The organism is Streptomyces sp. NPDC102360 (genome assembly GCF_044766085.1).
In the GTDB taxonomy this organism is placed as follows: domain Bacteria; phylum Actinomycetota; class Actinomycetes; order Streptomycetales; family Streptomycetaceae; genus Streptomyces.
In genome coordinates, this window is record NZ_JBIWLG010000001.1 from 1,232,730 (window position 1) to 1,252,416 (window position 19,687).

The 19,687-nt window shown below is 71.8% G+C and carries 17 protein-coding genes and 1 riboswitch; of the genes, 4 read left to right on the plus strand and 13 right to left on the minus strand.

The window, feature by feature from the left end; translation table 11 throughout:
* Positions 1 to 16: 16 nt before the first annotated feature.
* The 6 genes from ACIRHA_RS05610 to ACIRHA_RS05635 all read right to left on the minus strand — a co-directional run bounded on the left by ACIRHA_RS05610 (position 17) and on the right by ACIRHA_RS05635 (position 7,934).
* The gene (locus ACIRHA_RS05610) at positions 17 to 1,309 is read right to left on the minus strand and encodes an amidase family protein (protein ID WP_403840197.1); all 1,293 of its coding nucleotides are present in this window, start codon (positions 1,307 to 1,309) and stop codon (positions 17 to 19) included.
* Between the two features lie 48 nt (positions 1,310 to 1,357).
* On the minus strand, positions 1,358 to 2,788 hold the full coding sequence (locus tag ACIRHA_RS05615; RefSeq protein WP_403840199.1) for an acetamidase/formamidase family protein: 1,431 nt from the start codon (positions 2,786 to 2,788) through the stop codon (positions 1,358 to 1,360).
* A 139-nt stretch (positions 2,789 to 2,927) separates the two neighbouring features.
* Positions 2,928 to 4,025, minus strand: a complete 1,098-nt coding sequence (locus tag ACIRHA_RS05620) for a hypothetical protein (protein ID WP_403840200.1) — start codon at positions 4,023 to 4,025, stop codon at positions 2,928 to 2,930.
* 156 nt (positions 4,026 to 4,181) lie between these two features.
* Entirely contained in the window at positions 4,182 to 5,069 is an 888-nt protein-coding gene (locus ACIRHA_RS05625) for a geranyl diphosphate 2-C-methyltransferase (RefSeq protein WP_403840201.1), read from the minus strand.
* A gap of 16 nt (positions 5,070 to 5,085) precedes the next feature.
* Positions 5,086 to 6,462 carry a family 2 encapsulin nanocompartment cargo protein terpene cyclase gene (locus ACIRHA_RS05630; protein WP_403840204.1) on the minus strand — a complete coding sequence of 459 codons (1,377 nt, stop codon included), beginning with the start codon at positions 6,460 to 6,462 and terminating at the stop codon, positions 5,086 to 5,088.
* A 53-nt stretch (positions 6,463 to 6,515) separates the two neighbouring features.
* Entirely contained in the window at positions 6,516 to 7,934 is a 1,419-nt protein-coding gene (locus ACIRHA_RS05635; RefSeq protein ID WP_403840206.1) for a family 2B encapsulin nanocompartment shell protein, read from the minus strand.
* Between the two features lie 377 nt (positions 7,935 to 8,311).
* A riboswitch (TPP riboswitch) is annotated at positions 8,312 to 8,407 on the plus strand.
* On the opposite strand from ACIRHA_RS05635, the gene ACIRHA_RS05640 reads away from it, so the two are divergent.
* From ACIRHA_RS05640 to thiD, 4 genes are all read left to right on the plus strand, one after another.
* Complete coding sequence (locus ACIRHA_RS05640) at positions 8,397 to 9,797, plus strand: purine-cytosine permease family protein (RefSeq protein WP_403840208.1); 1,401 nt, start codon at positions 8,397 to 8,399, stop codon at positions 9,795 to 9,797. (Overlaps the previous riboswitch by 11 nt.)
* 83 nt (positions 9,798 to 9,880) lie before the next feature.
* A complete protein-coding gene (thiM, locus tag ACIRHA_RS05645) occupies positions 9,881 to 10,702 on the plus strand; it encodes a hydroxyethylthiazole kinase (protein WP_403840211.1) in 822 nt (273 codons plus the stop codon).
* Positions 10,699 to 11,421, plus strand: a complete 723-nt coding sequence (gene thiE, locus ACIRHA_RS05650; protein WP_403840214.1) for a thiamine phosphate synthase — start codon at positions 10,699 to 10,701, stop codon at positions 11,419 to 11,421. Before thiM ends, thiE begins: the two co-directional genes overlap by 4 nt.
* Complete coding sequence (gene thiD, locus ACIRHA_RS05655; protein WP_403840216.1) at positions 11,418 to 12,239, plus strand: bifunctional hydroxymethylpyrimidine kinase/phosphomethylpyrimidine kinase; 822 nt, start codon at positions 11,418 to 11,420, stop codon at positions 12,237 to 12,239. Before thiE ends, thiD begins: the two co-directional genes overlap by 4 nt.
* On the opposite strand, the gene ACIRHA_RS05660 is transcribed toward thiD, so the two are convergent.
* The 7 genes from ACIRHA_RS05660 to ACIRHA_RS05690 form a co-directional block, all read right to left on the minus strand.
* Positions 12,240 to 12,953 (minus strand): cupredoxin family copper-binding protein, encoded by a 714-nt coding sequence (locus tag ACIRHA_RS05660; protein WP_403840219.1) that lies wholly within the window; start codon positions 12,951 to 12,953, stop codon positions 12,240 to 12,242. It abuts the gene before it with no gap.
* A complete protein-coding gene (locus tag ACIRHA_RS05665) occupies positions 12,941 to 13,492 on the minus strand; it encodes a hypothetical protein (protein ID WP_403840221.1) in 552 nt (183 codons plus the stop codon). The genes ACIRHA_RS05660 and ACIRHA_RS05665 overlap by 13 nt, the downstream gene beginning before the upstream one ends.
* A 161-nt stretch (positions 13,493 to 13,653) precedes the next feature.
* The gene (locus ACIRHA_RS05670) at positions 13,654 to 14,766 is read right to left on the minus strand and encodes a plastocyanin/azurin family copper-binding protein (protein WP_403840223.1); all 1,113 of its coding nucleotides are present in this window, start codon (positions 14,764 to 14,766) and stop codon (positions 13,654 to 13,656) included.
* A gap of 67 nt (positions 14,767 to 14,833) precedes the next feature.
* Positions 14,834 to 16,171 carry a copper resistance CopC/CopD family protein gene (locus tag ACIRHA_RS05675; RefSeq protein ID WP_403840226.1) on the minus strand — a complete coding sequence of 446 codons (1,338 nt, stop codon included), beginning with the start codon at positions 16,169 to 16,171 and terminating at the stop codon, positions 14,834 to 14,836.
* Positions 16,168 to 16,833, minus strand: a complete 666-nt coding sequence (locus tag ACIRHA_RS05680; RefSeq protein WP_403840229.1) for a hypothetical protein — start codon at positions 16,831 to 16,833, stop codon at positions 16,168 to 16,170. Before ACIRHA_RS05680 ends, ACIRHA_RS05675 begins: the two co-directional genes overlap by 4 nt.
* A 284-nt stretch (positions 16,834 to 17,117) precedes the next feature.
* A complete protein-coding gene (locus ACIRHA_RS05685) occupies positions 17,118 to 17,816 on the minus strand; it encodes a response regulator (protein ID WP_403840231.1) in 699 nt (232 codons plus the stop codon).
* On the minus strand, positions 17,813 to 19,468 hold the full coding sequence (locus ACIRHA_RS05690) for an ATP-binding protein (RefSeq protein ID WP_403842113.1): 1,656 nt from the start codon (positions 19,466 to 19,468) through the stop codon (positions 17,813 to 17,815). Before ACIRHA_RS05690 ends, ACIRHA_RS05685 begins: the two co-directional genes overlap by 4 nt.
* Between the last annotated feature and the right edge of the window lie 219 nt (positions 19,469 to 19,687).

Consider the following 19,687-nt stretch of genomic DNA (forward strand, 5'->3'; position numbering starts at 1 on the left):
GACCGGGCCGCCCCGCTCAGGCCGTCGTCGGCACCTCCGCCGCCACCCGCACCGCGAGATCCAGCAGCTGCCGGTCGCTGCCCCTCGGGCCCACGAGGCACAGGCCCACCGGGGCGGTGCGGCTGCGGACGGGGATGCTGACGGCGCAGCGGCCCGTCAGGCCTGCCAGGCAGGTGAGTTGGAAGGTCTTGGCCCTGGTCTCTTCGATGGCGGGGCCGCCGAGGGAGGCCTCCTCCCGAGTGGGGGCAACGGAGGACGACGAAGGCAGGAGGAGGATCCGGTCGCCGAGCAGGTCGTCGACGCGCTCCCGCGCCTCGCGCAGCACGCGTTCCGCGGCGGCCAGGTCGGTGGACGTGTAGGCGGACGCGGTTTCGAAGCGCGCCCGGACGTCGGGGTTGAGCGAGTCCCAGTGGCGGGACACCCAGGGGCCCCACTGACGCCAGGCCTCCACGCCCTGCTTGGTCTGGAAGGCGCGCACCCACCCGGGCAGCACGCCCGCGTCGAAGCGTACGGTGCGCGGCCGCGGCAGATCGGAGGCGCCGCGCCAGCCGGCCACCGCCCGCCGCACCGAGGCGGCGACCTCCGGCGAGGCCACGTCGATGATCTCCTGCGCGAGCACCGCGCCCGAAGGCGTGGGCCCGGCGGCGCGGGGGAGCAGGACCCGGCCCGCGGCGCGCAGCGTGTCCGCGTCGCGGGCGATCCAGCCGACCGTGTCGAAGGACGGCGCGAGCGGCAGCAGGCCGGCGGTGGACACCGCGCCGTGGCTCGGACGGATGCCGTACAGGCCCTGGTAGGAGGAGGGGATCCGGATCGAGCCGCCGGTGTCGGTGCCGAGACCGATGTCGGCCTGTCCGAGCGCGACGGCGCTGGCGGGCCCGGAGGTCGAGCCGCCCGAAATGCGGTCGGGGGCCGCGGGGTTGGGCGGCGTACCGTAGTGGCCGTTGGTGCCGGCCAGGCTGTACGCGAACTCGTCGGTGCGGGCGATGCCGGCGACGTCGGCGCCCGCCGCGAGCAGGGCGGCGACCGCTTCGGCATGCGCTGCTTCCGGGCGGCTCCCGGCGAGCCATGCGGGATTGCCCGCGCCCACCCGGTGCCCCTCGACGGCGAACAGGTCCTTGACGGCGACACTGAGCCCGGACAGCGGGCCGTGCCCGGTCCGGGACACCAGCGGGACACCGAACTCCCGCCACACGGTGGGGTCGGGGGCGCCGGGTGCCGCGGATGCCGGGTGTGCGCCGAGCGGCAGCACCGCACCGGCGCCTGCCGCGGCCGCGAGGGCAAGGAAGCCCCGTCGATTCACTGCCTGCATGCGTACAGAACTCCTCAACTGGTGGGACGTCGGGCGGTGGTGGCAGGACTACTGGCCGAAGTCCCGCTTCCTGATCACCGCGTGCACGCCCGTGGTCCGGTCGACGACCTGGGACACCTCGAAGTCGGCCGCCGCCGACAGATACGCGTACGCGACCGGGCGGCTCATGCCGAGGTCGGACTGGAGGAAGTCGAGGGCGTTGACGACCGCGCGGCGCATCGCGACGTCCAGGTCGGAGAGTTGGCCCCCGGCCCCGGCCGCGCCGTCCGGATCGGAGAGTCCGATCGGCAGCCACGCCTCGTCGGTCTCGCCGAACGGGTAGCGGTACGCGACCGAAGGCGCGTCGCCGGATCCCGGCTTGCAGACGGTGAGCCGGAACGTCGTGCGCAGCGACCCCTCGAGCGCGGTCAGCGCCACCTCGCCGTTGCCCATCGCGAAGTGCGGGTCGCCGGTGTGGAAGAGGGCGCCCTCGGCGTGCACGGGGAGGTAGAAGGCGGAGCCGGATCCGAGGTGGCGGATGTCGATGTTGCCGCCGCCGAGGGTGGGCGGGATCGAGTTCAGGAGCGGGTCGGTGAGCGAGTCCGCGTCGGCGTACGCGGTGCCCATCAGGCCCATGTGCGGATTGAGCGGGAAGGTGACCTCGCCGGGCCCGTCGAGGGGCAGCACCCCGTGCCCGTCCCCGCTGCCGCCGCCGCTGCGGATCGGGGTGAACACCGAGACGTTTCCGTACTGTTCGGGGCCCTCGGCGGACGCCCGGCCGTCCGTGGCGACGGGCGGCATGACCTCGTCGAGTGTGATGCCGTCGGGTGCGCCGCCGTCCCGGGTACGCGCCAGGGCGCCCTTGCCGTGCCGGCTCGACACGACGCCGTAGGGCACGCGCGGCAGCAACGACAGTGTCTCCACCTTCAGTACGTCACCGGGCTCGGCGCCGGCCACATACACCGGTCCCAGGACGACGTGCGGGCCGTCGGTGTCGAAGGAGCGGGGTGTACGTGTGTAGTCGCGGGCGAGATCGACGGCGTCCCGCAGCACCTGTTCCCTGCCGACGCCGTGCTCCCCGAACCAGGCGATGGGGTCGCGCCCCTGGTCCTCCAGCAGCCCTTCGTGCGAGACGGTGTCCACGGTCAGGGTCTCGCCGGACCGTATGCGCAGCGCGGGTTCGGCGTCGCGGGCGGGCACGTAGCCCCAGCGGACGGTGTCGGGCGTGGCCCGCAGGTAGTGCTGACCGTGGACGGGCCCCTTGCCGGGCTGCAGCACGCGTCCGGGGCGGGAGACGGCTGCGGGACGGGAGGGTGCCGCCACCGCGGACTGCGTGCCCGCTGCCACCATCCCGCCGGCCGCGCCGAGCCCCGCCGCGATGCGCAACAGGCCGCGCCGCCCGAGCCGGGACGCCAACGCCTCGTACACCGGGGCCAGTTCGGCGGTCCGGGCGGTGGGTGTGCCGGGAAGGTGGTCCGGCACGCGCGGCTCGTGTGACATCAAGGCCCCTCGTCGTATCGCGGTATACACATGCCACGTGGTGACACGTGGTGTGCGCGGGTGAGGGGACCTTCCTATGCAGCGCCTGTTACCGGGAGGAGCCGCCTCCGGTTTCCCGCGCGTAACGAGGGCTCCCGGTTCACGACCGCGTCGCGGTCCCGCACTTGCCGTCCCCGGCGCCGCCCATCCGCTCGTCCATCGCGGGGCTCCGGTCGTACGGGTCCACCGCGGGTCCTTCGCCGGTGTCGCGGTCGGCGGTGAAGGACGGGGTGAGATAGCCGGTGTAGGTCTCGCAGCCGCCGTTGGTGGTGTTCACGCGGTTCGAGATGACCGAGAAGGTGCCCGGTTCCGTGATCACCTTCGCCGGGTCGGGCCAGTTCATCACCACTTCGCGGCGGACCACGACACGTGTGACGCGGTCGCTGCCCGCCTCCGCGGACACGACCGGATACACGTACGTGACGTCCGTGGTGACTTCGAGCGCGTCCATCTCGCCCGTGCGGTACGTGATGCGGCCGCGGGTCTTGACCACGTCGCCGACCAGCTCCACCTTCGATGTGTCGAAGCGGCTGAACAGCACCAGCGGGTTGTACTTCTCGCTCGGTGTGGTCAGCGACCTGTCCAGGAAGGCGCGTTCCTTCGGCTGGCGGGGGTTGATGAGGGCGATGGCCTCGGCGGGGTGATCGCCGCGCAGCACCTCGGGGTCCAGGCTGGACGCGGTGAGGAAGTCCCGGGAGCGTTCGAGGGACCGGGCGACCTGTGCCTTGCTCATCCAGCCGGTGGCCCGGGGCGCGGGCACAGTGATACCGGCCGTGCCAGAGGCCCAGCGCGCGGCGGGCGAGCCCCTGAACGGCTCGTCCAGCGTGGGGAGTTCTGCTGATGTGTCCGGTGGCGGTGCCGTGGGGCGGGCGCTCTCCGGGGCCAGTGGTGTCGCCGCGTCCGAGCCGCCACCGAACCAGTCCGTCACCCGCCCCGGAGCGAGCGCCACGACCGCCACGGCCAGCGTCGCCACCAGGCCGAGCGCGTACCAGCCCGTGCGGCGGCGCGGCCGGGCCGGCTGGTGTGTGCGCCACGGTTCGGGCCGGGCATCCTGCTCCTGCAAGCGGCGCGTCACCATGCGGGCGCGCGCCGACGGTTCCTTCGGTGCGTCCCGTACGCCGTCCTCCGACTCCTGGAGGAAGCGCTCCCACTCGTCGTCGGACAGCGACGATCCGCTGTGATCCCCACCCGAATTCACTTCTGAACTCTCCTAGTGCCATGTCGTTTCCGTGGCGGCCGGTCCCTCCCCAGGGCCGGCCACCGTCGACGGATCATGGCACACGCGCGAACGCCGGGTGACGTCGCAGGGGAGGGACCGTTCCCGAACGGTCCCTCCCCGGTGGTCAGCGGACGGTCAGACGCGGTCCGCCGCGATCAGCAGGTACTGGAACGAGCCGTCCCTGTACGAGTTGATGAACGCGTCCTCGATGCCCGTGACCAGTGACGACGTGGCCCGCAGCTCCCAGTACGGGAGGGTGTCCGGGGTGAGGTCGATGACGGTCTGTGGCACCAGGCGGTTGTCGGCCATCGCGCGCAGGTACTCCCGGCGCGAGTGGATGTTGCACTCGAAGTGTGCGTTGATCTGCGACACCCACTTCGAGGGCTGGCCGTACCGCGGGTTCCAGCAGCCGGTGATGGTCACATAGCGGCCGCCGACCTCCAGGATGCGGGAGTGCTCGGCGAACAGGTCGTGCAGGTCGACGTACATGGTCGACTCGTTGTTCCACGACCCCGAGATCTGCCCGGTCTCGAACGGGGTGTCCAGCATGTTGCAGACACGCGCCCTGACGTGGTCCTGGATGCCGAGTTCCTCGGCCCGCCCGTTGGCGAAGTCGGCCTGCTTGGCCGAGAGCGTGACCCCCTCGACCTTGCTCCCGAAACGCTGGTGGGCCATCACCATCGAGCCGCCGCGGCCGCAGCCGGCGTCCACCAGGGTGTCGTCCCGACCGATGTCGCCGAGGTTCCCCAGCAGATACGAGGCCTGCGCCGACTCCAGCCGGTGCAGCTCGGCGATCAGCTTCTGCTCGTTCGCGTCACCCGCTCCGTCACCGAGCGCGGAGTGGTCGACCGCGCCGATGCCGTAGTGGTGGTGGTACAGACCGTCGACATCGCCGAGCCGCAGATTGACCGGCCGGGCCTCGCCGTCCCAGTAGCGGGCGATGTCCCCCTGGTAGGGGGTGGCCGGCGAAGGGATGTACGGGGAGGTGCTCTGGGCCGTGGCGGTGAGTTCGGTGCTGGTCACTGATGAGTCCTATCTCTTACCAGAAGTCGGGCAGGCTGTAGCGGTAGGTGTTGTTCTGGTGCCATTGGTGGTTGCCGTCGACCCACGCCGCGACGCCCCGCAGGAAACGCTGGACGTTCGGGAGCGGGCAGGCGGCGGCCAGGGCCGCGGCCTCTGTCTCGAAGGTGTGCATGAGTTCGTTGTGGACCTCGACCGACTTGAGGTAGGCATCCTTGTCGGACAGGTCCTCGCGTTCCGCGATCACGACCGGCAGGTTCAAGTGCCGCCCGGGAGCGTCGAGTTCCTTCGTGTACGAGTACAGGTCGTTGACGATGGTCGTCGCGTTGCCCGCGAGCGCGATGACCTTCTGCAGGTCCGGCAGGGCGTGCAGGTCCGCCGGCAGTTCGTAGCCGCCGACGGTGTCGGTGATGGTCGGGCAGGGGCGGAAGTTGTTGAACTGGCGCATCGCCAGGTACTCCCACACCTCCGGTACGTGGTCGTGCTCGGACCAGGCGGCTTCGGCGAGGTAGCCCATGTGAAGGCGGGCCATGTCGTGCCGGTAGCGGTCGGCCTGGGATGCGCTGCTCGCCTGGACGAAGTACTCCATGGCGGAGCGGTAGGCGCGCCGGGGCGCGTCCGCGTACAGGGATTCCGCCCACTGCGGCTGGTACTCCCGCGTGGTGTACAGCGGGTCGAGGGTGGTGTGCGCGAGCAGCAGCCGTGAGCCGAGGCCGACGGGTGAGCCGCCGTGGTCCTCGCAGTAGCAGTCGTCCAGCGCGTTCTCCGCCACCATCAGGCGGGTGGCGATCATGACGTGGTCGACGGTGGGTGCGTCGGGGTGGCAGCCGACCATGTAGCTGCCCACGGAGAATCCGTCGAACTCCTCCTCCCAGTCGTCGGGGTACAGGTCGACCTCGTCCAGCGCCCAGTCCTTGATCCGGCGGCTGACCTCCGCGACCCGTACGGGATCGGGGTCGGGCGCCGGGTGGTGGTACAGGCCGGGAACGGGCCGCCCCTTAGGGGCACTTGGCGTCGGATCCGGAGCCGGAGCCGGAGCCGAGTCCGGCGCCGGATCCGACGATGCCGGTTCCTGGTTCGACGATGCCGGTTCCTCGCGCGGGGTCAGCCGCAGCCCCGCCGTGCCGAGACCGCTGGGCCCGCGCAGCAGCCGCTCCAAGTCCGGGCGCTCAGCCGGGACGTCGACCGCCGGCGCGTCGACCGCCGGCGCATCGGCCACCGGTGCCTCGACTGCCGGAGCCTCGGCGACCGGCGAGGCGACCGCGCGCGGTGCGCCGCCCGTGACGGCTCCGATGTCGCGGGCGCGGGCCGCGGCGTCGGCCAGGACCTGCGCCCCGAAGCGGGAGACCGCTTCCGGCAGGCCCGACTGCGGAGGTGTCGGCTCAGGCGGGGGCATCCATGACTCCTTGAGGGCTCCTTGGTGGGATGGGTGGCCGTGGTCCTGCTCCGTTACCTGCTGGGCCAGCGGCCGATCTGCACGTTCTCCAGCACACCGACCGCGTCCGGCACGAGGATCGCGGCGGAGTAGTAGGTGCTGACGAGGTACTTGGTGATGGCCTGCTCGTCGACGCCCATGAACCGGACCGACAGCCCCGGCTCGTACTCGTCCGGCAGACCGGTCTGGTGCAGGCCGATGACACCCTGGTTGTCCTCGCCGGTACGCATGCAGAGGATCGAGCTGGTGCGTTCCTTGGTGACGGGGATCTTGTTGCACGGCAGGATCGGCACCCCGCGCCAGGCCGGGACCTGCTGACCGCCGAGGTCGACGTGGTCGGGGTACAGACCGCGCGCGTTGAACTCGCGCCCCATCGCCGCGATCGTGCGGGGGTGCGCCAGGAAGAACTTCGAGCCGCGGCGGCGGCAGAGCAGCTCGTCCAGGTCGTCCGGCGTGGGCGGTCCCGAGTGCGGCTGGAGGCGCTGCTTGAAGTCGGCGTTGTGGAGCAGGCCGAACTCCCGGTTGTTGACCAGCTCGTGCTCCTGGCGTTCGCGCAACGCCTCGACGGTGAGCCTCAGTTGCTCCTTGGTCTGGTTCATCGGTTCGTTGTAGAGGTCGGCGACCCTGGTGTGGACCCGCAGGATCGTCTGGGCGGCCGAGAGCTCGTACTCGCGCGGCCTCGCTTCGTAGTCGACGAACGCGCCGGGCAGTTCGTGCTCGCCCACGTGCCCCGCCGACATCGGGATCTCGGCCTCGCCGCGGTGGTTCTGGCCCCGGCCCGCGAGCGACTTGAACGCGTCGACGTGTGCCTGCAGGGGTGGCGCCGCGGACAGCACGGCCGCGAAGTCGGCGCGCGAGAGGGTGAGCAGGGTGCCGGAGGTCTCGGCGACCACGGTCTGATCCCAGCGGGCGTCCTCGTTGAGCAGCGCGTTGTCACCGAAGCGGTCGCCGTCGGCCAGCACGTCGAGCGCGACCTCGTCGCCGTACTCTCCCTCGGAGAACTGGTTGATGCGGCCGTGGGCGATCAGGTGGAGCTTGTCCGCCGGTGCCCCGCGCTCGACCAGTGTCTCGCCGGCCCGGAAGTCGCGCTGCTCGCACCGGTCGGCGATGGCGGTGAGCACCTCGACGTCGTCGAAGCCGCGCAGCAGCGCCAGTTCACCGAGTTCGCGGGGGATCACGCGGACGTCGCCGCCGTCCTGGATGAACTCGATGGTCCCGTCGCCGACCGTGTAGGTCAGGCGGCGGTTCACCCGGTAGACGCCACCCTTGGTCTCCACCCAGGGCAGCATCCGCAGCAGCCACCGCGAGGTGATCTCCTGCATCTGCGGGGCGGACTTGGTGGTGGTGGCGAGATTGCGGGCGGCCGCCGTGCCGAGGCTGGTCTGCCGTGGCGGGGCCGCCGCGGTGTCCGGGGTGGTCGAGTCAACGGTCATCGGGTGAGCTCTCCTTGGTCGGGCGAAAGCGCGCATGCCAGCAATAACGGGACAGAAGAAAGAGAGTTGATCAATTCGTCGGGAATGCGTCCAGATCCAGCAGCACCGTACGGTCCGCCTCGCCTGCCGGACCACGGGAAGTCGGCGACATTCGCTCGATGCGATGATCAAGCTCCCGCGGTGTTTGCGGAGGAACCGATGGATCTCGGCCCGATTTCTCGTTGTCGCCGGACGGGCGTAGGCCCCGGCTCACGCGGTGCGCACACGTCACGGCGGCGCCAAACCGATAGAAGTCGGCCAGCCGCCGCCGAGATCGACATTGCCGACTCCGCACCCCACGGGGTAGGCGAAAGGCCACCGCGTTAGGCTGGCAGCCGTAACCGGACACGGGGTGCCCCCACCAGAGGGCTGAGAACACACCCGTCGAACCTGAACCAGTTCGCACTGGCGGAGGGATGTCTCATGCCTGTCGCGCATGTTTCCAGTGGCCTGCCTGCCGACCGCGAGAGCGGCGCCTTCGACGGGCGGATGCCCGCGGCACCCGGCGACCTCGGCATCGAGGGGCACGGCATCGAGCCGGTGCCCGAGAGCAACCGCTACGGCGGGGCCGGGCGCCTGTTCACCGTGTGGTTCGCGCCGAACCTGACCATGACCGGCGTCTTCACCGGCACCGTCGGCATCGCCCTCGGACTCGACTTCGCCACGGCGCTTGCCGCCGTCGTGCTCGGCACCCTGGTCGGAGCGGTACCGACCGCGTACCTCGGGACGTGGGGGAGCCGGACCGGGGCGGGGCAACTGCCGCTGGCCGGGCTCGCGTTCGGGCGGGGCGTCGTGCTGCCGGGCGTGTTGCAGTGGTTGTCGTCCATCGCGTGGGACGCGCTGATCGGCCTGTTCGGCGGTGACGCGCTGGCCCGGCTGTTCGGCTGGCCGTTCTGGGCCGGCGTGCTCGTCATGCTGCTCGCCCAGGGGCTGCTCGGTGTCTTCGGCTACGAGGCCATCCACCGGCTGCAGATCGTCATGACCTTCGTGCTCGGTGCCGCGTTCGCACTGATCGCCTGGAGGCTGCTGGACGGTGTGCACCCGGCCGCCCACGGCTCCGTGCACGGAGCCGACCGCGCCGGAGCCTTCATCCTGACCAGCACCATCGCGCTGAGCCTCAGCCTGTCCTGGGCCCCGTACGCCAGCGACTTCAGCCGCTATCTGCCCGCCGCCACCTCCCGCACCCGCATGTTCTGGTACACGCTGCTCGGCCTGCTGGTGTCGTTCGTGGCCGTCCAGGCACTCGGCCTGTGGGGCGCCTCCGTGCTCACCGACCAGACGGCGGCCGGGGTCGACAAGATCCTCGGCGGCGGAGCGGTCGGCGCGTTCGGGCTTCTCGCCGTGGCACTGGCCGCGCTGTGCAGCAACGCGATGAACGACTACAGCGGCTCGCTCGCCCTGCAGACCATCGGCGTGCGCATCCCGCGCCCGGTGGCCGCCGCCCTCGCCGCCGCGCTCGGCTTCCCTCTCGTGCTGTGGATGCACGCGGCAGACACCACCGCCCGGTTCCAGAATGTGCTGCTGTTCGTCGGGTACTGGATCCCCGGCTTCGTGGCGATCGTCCTCGTCGACTGGCGCGCGCGGGCCAGGGCACGCGCCGGCGCACCGCTCGACCTCGCCGCCGAGCGCGAGCGGCGACAGCCCGCCTGGCCCGCCGTGCTGGCCTTCGCGGCGGCCTTCGCCGCGGCGGTCCCGTTCATGGACACCAGCCTGTACGTGGGCCCGGTGGCGGACGCGCTGCACGGCGCGGACGTGTCGTACTACGTGGCGTTCCTCGTGGCCGGCGCCGTGTACGCGCCGCTGCGGCTGCGGCGACGCGGCTGACCTGCCCCTTGACGAACGTACGAACCACGGCACGCGAACCACGGCACGCGAACCACGGCACCTCCCGTACTTGGAGTCACCCCATGCCCCAGACGTCCCCCGGCCGCCCCGACGACCTCGTCGCCTTCGCGGCGCAGGCACTCGGGCGCGTACAGCACACATCACCCCTGGTGCAGTGCCTGACCAACGCGGTGGTCACCGGGTTCACCGCCAACGTCCTGCTCGCCGTGGGTGCCGCGCCCGCCATGGTCGACATCCCGGACGAGGCCGGGCCCTTCGCCCGCGTCGCCTCGGGCGTGCTGGTCAACCTCGGCACCCCGCGCGCCGAGCAGCGCGCCGCGATGCCCGAGGCGGCGCGGGCCGCGGCCGACGCGGGCACGCCCTGGGTCCTCGACCCGGTGGCCATCGGCGCGCTGCCGGTGCGCACCGCGCTCGCCGCCGACCTGCTCGCGCTGCGGCCGACCGTGATCAGGGGCAACGCCTCCGAGATCATCGCGCTCGCGGGCGCGGGTGGCGGCGGCCGCGGCGTGGACGCCTCCCACGGTGTCGACGACGCCGAGGGCGCGGCAGCGGAGCTCGCGCGCACGGCGGGCAGCGTGGTCGCCGTGTCCGGGCCCGTCGACTACGTCACCGACGGCACGCGCAGCGCCCGGATCGCCAACGGGGACGCCCTGCTGACCCGCGTGACCGGCGGCGGCTGCGCGCTGGGCGCGGTGCTGGCCGCGTTCGCCGCGGTGGACGAGGACCGGTTCGCGACGACGGTGGCCGCCGCCACCGCGTACACCGTCGCCGCCGAGTCCGCGGCGCGGACGGCGGCCGGTCCCGGCAGCTTCGCCGTCGGATTCCTGGACGCGCTCGCCGCGCTCACCCCGGAAGATCTCGCGAAGCGGGCGGACGTGTCATGACGGCACGTCCTCAACCGATAAGTGCCGGCGTCGATTTGTCGGTCTACCTGGTCACCGACCCGGACCAGTGTGCGGCCCGCGGCCGGACCGTGGCCGAGACCGTCGCGCAGGCCGTGGCCGGGGGAGTCACCGCCGTGCAGATCCGGGAGAAGCACGCGGGCGGCCGGGAGTTCCTGCGCACCGTCCTTGACGTCGCCGAGGTGCTCCCCGAGCATGTCGCGCTGATCGTCAACGACCGGGTCGATGTGTTCCTGGCCGCGCGCGCGAGCGGCGCACGCGTCACCGGCGTCCACGTGGGCCAGTCGGATCTGCCCGCGGCCTCCGTACGCCAACTCATCGGCAAGGAGGCCGTGTTGGGACTGAGCGCCGCCACCGTGTCCGAGCTGCACGACGCGGCGACGTCCACCGCACGTGTCGACCACGTCGGCATCGGCGCCCTGCACGCCACCCGCACCAAGGCCGACGCCCCCGAACCGCTCGGCCGCGACGGTTTCGCCGCGCTGGTCCGGCTCAGCGGGCTGCCCGCCGTGGCCATCGGTGGTGTCACCCCTGACGACCTGCCGCACCTGCGGGCCGCGGGCGCCGCAGGGGCCGCGATCGTGTCCGGCATCTGCGCCGCCGAAGACCCCCGCGCCGCCGCCCGGTCCTACGCCGACGCGTGGGCCGGCGGCCCGCACCCCCGCACCCGTCCCCGTATCCGAAAGGATGTCTCCGCATGACCGAGACACCACTCGCGGTCGCGCCGCCCCGCGTGCTGACCATCGCCGGTTCCGACTCCGGCGGAGGCGCCGGGATCCAGGCCGACCTCAAGACCATGCTCGCGCTCGGCGCACACGGCATGAGCGTGCTCACCGCCGTGACGGCCCAGAACTCCCTTGGCGTACAAGGTGCTTGGAGCCTCCCGCCGGAGGCCGTGCGCGCCCAGTACCGCAGCGTCGTCGACGACATCGGTGTGCAGGCGCTCAAGACCGGCATGCTCGCCGAACCCGACATGGTCGTCACGGTCGCCGAGCTGCTCGCCGAGGCGCACGCCCCCGTCGTCGTCGACCCCGTCAGCGTCTCCAAGCACGGCGACCGGCTGCTCGCCGACGACGCGATCGATGCCGTACGGGACCGGTTGCTGCCGGTGGCGACGGTGGTGACACCTAACCTCGACGAAGTCGCCGAACTCACCGGCGTGACGGTGAAGGCGGACACGGCCGAGGCCGACATGCGGCACGCCGCCGAGCGGCTGCTCGCCTACGGGCCCCGCTGGGTGCTCATCAAGGGCGGGCACCTGCCCGGCGAGGCCGTCGACCTGCTCACCGACGGCGCGAGCGAGCACTGGCTGCGCTCACTGCGCCACAACAACGCGCACACCCACGGCACCGGTTGCACTCTGGCCTCGGCCGTCGCGGTCGGCCTGGCCCAGGGGCATGGTGTGCCGGAGGCGGTGCGCCGGGCGAAGGAGTACGTCACCGGGGCCATCGCGGCGGGGTTCGCGCTGGGGGCCGGGATCGGCCCTGTCGACCATGGGTGGCGGTTCCGCGCGGTGTGATCACTTCCCTTCGGGGGCGTGCGCGGCATCGGTCGCCGCGGAGCGGGAGCCGACCAGCAGCAGGCAGAGCACGGCGAACCCGGCGACGACCCCGGCCAGGACGAGCAGCGGATCGAGCGGTCGGGCGGCGCCGACGGCCTCGGTCGCGGGGGTCTGCTCCGCCTGCGCCTCCGGTGTGGGGGACGCGGGGGCCGATGGCGCGGCGGCGGCCGCACTGCTGTGGTGGTCGGAGGGCGTGGGCGTCGAGCTCGCGGTGGTCGGGATCGTACTCGGCGTCTTGGTGGGCGCCGGACTGTGCTGCTCATGGGTGTGGGCGGCCGCGGGAGGCGGGGTGCTGGGAGCCGGGGCGCGGCTCGTCGGGGCGGCCTTGACGACGATTCCGCCGGTCATCCCGGGGTGCACGGTGCAGACATAGCCGTACGAGCCCGCCTTGGTGAACGTATGGGTCCAGCTGCCGCCCTTGTCGAGCATCGGCGAGTGGATCGAGGCCGGGCCCGAGGTGGTCTTGACGTCGTGCGGAGCGGTGTCCTGGTTGACCCAGGTGACACTGTCCCCGACGGGGATCGTGAGCGTGCCGGGCCCGAACTTGTAGCCCGACATGAGGACTTGGTGGCCTGCGGCCTGTGCGGCGGGTGCGGGAAGGAACACGACGGCGCCGGAGCTGAGCACGGTGGCGAGCGCGAGGTGTGCGGCGCGGTGGGTCAGGCGGGGCATGCGAACTCCGCGGCGACGAGCAGACGCAGCTGGTCTGCGGGGCGGATGCGGGACAGGGCGAAGCCCGTGGTGCGGCGCAGGTCTCCGTAGGGGACGCGGGCGGTGCCGATGACGAGGAGGCGGTCGTCGGTGCGGGTCACGACACGCAGGGGCAGCGTCGCGGGGACGCCGGGAACGGTCGGGTCGGCCGTGGCCAGTTCACCGTGCGCGAGCAGCCGGGCGCCGTTCGCCAGCGGTTCGAGGACGGTACTGACGAAGGAGAGTTCGTCACCGCCGAGCGCGTCACCGGTGAGCTTGATGCTCAGCACGCAGTCGTCGGGCAAGGGGGCGACGGTGAGGGTCGCCTCGTCGGCGGTGACGCGGCGCCGCAGTGTGGTCAACGGGCCGAGGTGGGTGGAGAGTTCGACGATGCAGCGGTCGCCGGCCGCGGCGTACGCCCCGGGGTGCGGCAACCAGGCCGGGTGGTCCGGGTCGGGCGGTGCGGCGGACGGTGCGTCGGGCGGGGTGGGAAGGGTCTGCGTGGTCATGTGTGCGCTCATGGCGGGCACCTCGGTTCACGAGGGAGGGGCATGGCATTGGCTGTGACATTGGCTGTGGCATTGGATTCGGAGGGGTCGGGCGGTGACAATGGCGGCGGTGGCGGGCCGGCCGACTGCGATTCGGCCGGCCCGCCATCACACGCCTCGTCGGCGACCCCGGTTCAGCAGGAGGTCGTGACGTAGTTGATCGACGGCGCCAGGAGGTGCTCGGCCCAGACCGTGTGCATCTTGACGTACGCGTCGGGGTTGAGGATGTCCGCCACCTGCTGGCCCGGGGACTCCTCCAGGTGGGCGGAGTTGACGTGCTGGAGCAGGACGCTCAGCGTGTCGTCGAGGACGGCGCCGCCGCCTTCCACGGTGGGTGCCAGGATCGATTCGACCCAGACGGTGTGCATCTTGATGTAGCTGTCGAGCTTCAGCGCGTCCTGGACCTGCTGGCCGGGGGACTCCTCCAGGTGGGCCTTGTTGAGGTGCTGGAGGATGGGCAGGAGGACCTGCTGAACGTTGTGGCACTGCTCGGCGTCGCCGCTGTCACCGTCGCCGCCGCCGCTCGAACCACCGCTCGAACCGCCGCTCGACCCTCCGCTGGCGCCACCCATGGAGCCGCCGGACCCGTGGCCGCCGGTCGAACCGCCGGTCGAGCCACCGGAGCCACCGGTCGAACCCCCGCCGGAGCCGCCGGTCGACCCACCGGAGCCCGAGCCACCCGTGCTGCCCGAACCACCTGTGCTGCCCGAACCACCCGTGTCGGATCCGCCCGTTGAGCCTCCGGAGTCGTCCGCCACCACCGTGATCGACGCGACCATGTCGGGGTGCACGGCGCAGTAGTACTTGTACGTGCCCGGCTTCGTGAAGGTGTAGGACCAGCTGTCTCCCTTCTCCATCGTGCCCGAGTCGAACTTCGCGGGGCCGCTCGTCGCGGTCACCGTGTGCGGAGCGGTGTCCTCGTTGACCCACTTCACGGTCTCGCCGACCTTGACGGTCATCTTGGGCTGCGCGAACTTCATGTCCGCGATCTTCATGGTGTGGTCGGCCGCCGCTTTCGCCGCGGCGGGCCGCTGCTCCTGCGTCTGGGCCATCGAGTGTGCGTCGGCGGCCGGTTGGGCGGCGGCGGTGGCGGGAGCCGATGTTCCGTCGGCCGCCTGAAGGAGGCCGAGGCAGCCCACGGACGCGAGGGCGGCGCCGAGCCCGGCCGCGAGCAGGACGCGATTACCGCGCCGGGACGTCGGGCGCTGCCGCGCCTGTGTGTCGCGATCGGATACGTCAGTAGTCATGGACGAACTTCTCCTCAAGGATCCTTGCGGATCGGGTTCTGGACGGGTTGATCGTGGTGCGCGCTGGTCAGCGGCCTGGAGCGGCGGTGACCAGCAAACTCGTCGCGGCGAGTACGACGAGGACGAGCCCCGTCTCGGCCGCGACCGAGTAGACGAAGGGCCGTACGGTCGCGCGGTCACCACGCAACAGGACGGCGATGTCGAGCCGGGTGCGCACCCAGCCGCGACTGCGCTGGGCGATGAGCAACACCCCGGCCAGCAGGGCGAGTTTGACGAGCAGCAACTGCCCGTAGCCGGTGGAGAAGAGGGCGTCGAACGAGCCGACGACCTGCCAGGTGAGTACGGTGCCGGCCGCCGCGATCGCGGCGACGGACACCCCGGCGAGCACCGAGTAGCCGGAGACGGCGGTCTTCATCTCGTCCGGGCGGCGGCGCGGCAGCACGCCCGCCAGCAACAGCGTGAGCCCGCCCAGCCACAGCGAGATGCCGAGCAGGTGGACCAGATCGGCGACGGCGCCCCAACCCGGGTGACTGCCCTCGGAGTTGTGCCCCGCCATGCCGGTGGTGCGCAGCAGCCCCAGACAGACGACCGCCGCGCCGACCCGCCAGCCCGGCGACCGTGCGGCCCGCTCACCGTTCTGCAGCAGCGCGGCGAGCACCACTGCCGCGAGCACCCACAGCAGGGCCCGGCAGGCCAGGGCGACGCCGACCTCGGTGCCCAGCAGGTCGACGTATGTGGAGGCCTTGAACGCGTCGCGGATCGAGCCCATCGCGCCGTAGGCGCCCTGTAGTCCGGCCGCCGCTACCGTGGCGAGGAGACCGGCGACCCAGGACGCGGCGAGGATGTGCCGGGTCCTGCGCTCCCGTGTGCCCTGGGGCCACAGCATCGCCAGGAAGGCGAGCCCGCCGACGTACAGCGCCAGCGCGAGGTATCCGACCCAGCGGGCGACCGCCCAGGCGGTGCGGACCGCGGCGGACGGGGCGACGGCGGGCGCCGTGTTGCCGTCCGCCGCTGAGGCATGGGCGTCGGTCGAGCCGGCGTGCGCGGGGAGGGCGAAGGACAGGGACCCGGAGGTCGGATGCCCGTCCCCCTTGCTGCGTACATGCCAATCCAGGGTGAGGCGGCTGCCGGCCTTCTCGGTCTTGCGCTTGGGGACGGCGACGGCCACGGTGTCGCGGCTCTTCTCCTGGGCGAGCGCCAACTCATCGCCACCCAGCGTGACATGGAGATCGGCCGGGTCGACGGGCTCGCTGAAGGTGAGCGTGACCTCCTTGGGGGGATGGCGGAGGTGCGCGCCGCTCTTGGGGGAGGACGACTCCAGTTCGGTGTGTGCGGAGGCGGCGGGGGCCGTGAACAGGAGTGCCACGAGGGCGAGAACGATGACGTACAGGGAGCGGGTTCTCACGGCGTCAACTCCGTGAGCAGCGCGGGATCGGAGGCCAGACCGACACAGGGGGCAGTCTCCTCGCGGGAGTCGGACTCGGGCTTGGCTTCCGAGCCGGACGCCGCCGACGCGGAATCCCCGTCACTCCCCTTGGCCAGGCCGTCCAGAAGCCCGGTCACAGGGGCGAGTGCGCCCTTCAAGAGCGGCTGTACGAGGCGGACTTCACCGTCCGCGCACGACGGTGACGTCGAGGGGGAGGAAGGCGAGGGCGACGGAGTGGAGGACGGCGGCGACGAGGGGGTCGGTGACGTGTGCCCGGAATGGCCGGAGTCACCGGGAAGGCCGCTGGAATTGTCGTGCTCGTGGCCGTCCGCGACCTCCCCCGATCCTCCCGCACCGCCGACGGGAATTCCGCCCACGGGCAGCGCGCCGGCGTTCCCCGTTCCGTCACCCCCGGAATCCGAGGGGGGTGCTCCGGTCGGTGCCGGGTCGGAGCCGGCGGGGGCGGACGGGGAGGCGGGGGCCTCAACGGTCGGCGGAGCGGAGCCGGTTGTGGTCTGTTCGGCCTGGGCGCCGATGCCCGACGCGTAGCCGAGAACGATGATCACGGCGGCGGCGAGCGCGCCGGCGACGAACTCGTCACGGTGGTCTCCCGGCCAGGAAGCCCTGGCGAAGAAGGACATGGATTTCCTCCTGGTGGCGGACCTGCAATGCCAAGGAGTGCATCGATGCCAGGAGTCCCGGTGGATACGCGTCCGTTAATGCGCGGTTTCATTACCTCATTTCTGCGGCCAGGGCCGCTGTGAGAAAGGTCTTCACCGGTGGAATGCGCGCATTGCCGTACAGGGAGAAACGGCGAATGGGGGGCAGGATTCCCATCAATTCTTCACGGGATGCCCCCTCTTGCATATGCCCGCGTTTTTCGTTGCCGCTACCGGAGAACACCGGATCGGCCCTAGCCCTAGCCCTAGCGCCGGCCGGGTGCGCACGCGTAGCGGTGCTCGGGGCGGCCGGCATCTCCGTAGCGCAACGACAGTTGGAGCACTCCCTTCTCCTGGAGGTAGCGCAGATAGCGCTGTGCTGTCGAGCGGCTGATGCCCGTGCGGGACGCTACGTCGTGGGCGGACAGCGGGGCCTCGGCGGCCTCGACGACCTCGCAGATCAGGTCCACCGTGGGGCCGGACCAGCCCTTGGGCGGCGCAGGTGTGGAGCCGCTCGACGGGGCGCGCACCGCTCCGAAGATGCGGTCGATCTGCTGCTGGCCCGGTGTCGCCGCCCCGCCGGCGTCCCGCAGGGTGCGGCGCAGCTCCGCGTAGCCGGCGAGGCGGGAGCGGAGCCCCTCGAACGTGAACGGTTTGACGAGGTAGTTCAGCACGCCGTAGCGCAGCGCCGCTTCGACGACGTCGACGTCCTGCGCGGCCGTGACCATGATGACGTCGCTGCGCACGCCGCGCTGCCGCAGGCCGTGGACGAGGTCGAGGCCGGTGCGGTCGGGCAGGTAGTGGTCGAGCAGCAGCAGGTCGACGTGCCGGTTCTCCAGCGTCTGCAAGGCTTGCAGGGCGGTGTGGGCCGTTCCCACGACATGGAAGCCCGCCACCTTCTCCACGTAGGCTGCGTTGATCTCCGCGACATGGAAGTCGTCGTCGACCACCAGGACGTCAATCACGGGGTGTCTCCTGGACGTTGGGGTGCTGGGAGGGAGGTGACCGGAACGGGCCGGGGCGGCGCTGCCCCGGAGACGATGTCGGGGAAGACGACCGTGAACACGGCGCCGCCGCCGGCCCGCGCGGCGATGCGGGCGGTACCGCCGTAGCGCTCGGCGAGGCTGCGGACCATGGCGAGGCCAAGGCCGCGACCGCGGTGGGCGGGGGACTCCTTCGTGCTCCAGCCCTCCTGGAAGATGGTGTTGCGCAACTCCACGGGCACACCGGGCCCGTTGTCGCTGACACGGAGCACCACCGTGTCGGCCTCGACGAAGGCCTCGACCTCGATGGCGGGGCGGGCCGCGTGCCCGCCGCCGACCACGTCCAGCGCGTTGTCGATGAGATTGCCGAGGACGGTCACGATGTCCCGAGCCTCGATCAGGCCCGAGGGCAGGTGGGTGCGGTCGGAGAGCCGCAGTGTCACGCCGCGTTCCGAGGCGATCGCCGACTTTCCAGCCAGCAGGGCCGAGACCATCGGCATTCGGATGCGCTCCGCGACCTCTCCGGCCGAGGCCCGCCGGGCGCGGGTGAGGCCGGCGACGTAAGCGCGGGCCCGCCGCGACATGTCGAGGTCGAGGTAGCCGAGCACGGTGTGCAGACGGTTGGCGTGCTCGTGGTCCTGAGCGCGCAGCGCGTCCAACAGGCCCTTGATGGAGTCGAGTTCGCGGCCCAGCAGTTCCACCTCGGTACGGTCCCGGAGGGTGACCACCGAACCGCCGTCGGGCGTCGGCATCCGGTTGGCGATCAGCACCCGGTTCTCCCGGACGGTCAGCAGGTCCCGGCCGGTGACCTGCCCGGTGATGACATCGCGGGAACGGCCGGGCGGAAGCACGTCCTTGAGGTCGCGGCCCTCCGTGTCGTCCTCGAGCGCGAGCAGCCGGGCGGCCTCGTCGTTCACCAGCCGCACCTGTTCGTGCTCGTCCAGCGCGATGACGCCTTCCCGTACGGCGTGCAGCATCGCCTCCCGCTCCGACAGCAGCGCGGAGATGTCACCGACCGAGACACCATGGGTGCGCTTGCGCAGGACGCGGGCCACCACGAGCGCGGCGCAGGCACCGACCGCGAGCGCCGCGCCCGCGTAGCGCAGCAGCCCCGGCAGAGCGGCCATGAGCTGCTCCTGCACACCGGAGTACGCGATGCCCACCGACACCGCGCCGATCACCTCGCCTGCGCGGTCGCGCAGCGGCACCTTCGCGCGCGCCGAGGTGCCCAGGGTGCCCCGGTCGATCTGCAGCACCACGTGCCCGTGCAGCGCGAGGGACGGGTCGGTCGACACATGGTGGCCCACCTTGCGCCCGTCGGTGTGCGACCAGCGGATCCCGCGCAGATCCATGACCACGACGTACAGCGCGCCCGTGGCCTCCCGGGTGCGTTCGGCCTGCCGCTGCACCGGCCCCCGGGGCTCCGGGGCGCTCGTCAACAGGCCGGAGGCGATGGCCGGATCGGCCGTCGTGGTCTCCGCGATGGCCAGGGCCTGGTGCTCGGCCTGATCGTCGAGCTGCGTGCGCAGTGGCTGCAGGAAGAGCCCCGTCAGCAACAGCAGGACGCCCGTGGTGATGAGGAGCTGCGCGAGCAGCACCTGCGCGAACACCTTCCTGGGCCAGCCGATGCGCATGCGGGCCACGATGACACCTGCCTTCGGGAACTCTCCCGCGGGATCGGACGTTTCGCGGGGCGAACGCACCGTAACCTCAGGTGTTTTGGCCGGGGAAGGCCCCGGGCGCCGGCTCGTGCGCGAGCCGTCGGCACAATGAGCAGAATCCCCCGCAACAGGCACAAGCGGCGGTTGCGGGCCAATACTTCCCGGCCGGCGTCGCCGTTCCTAACGTTCCGC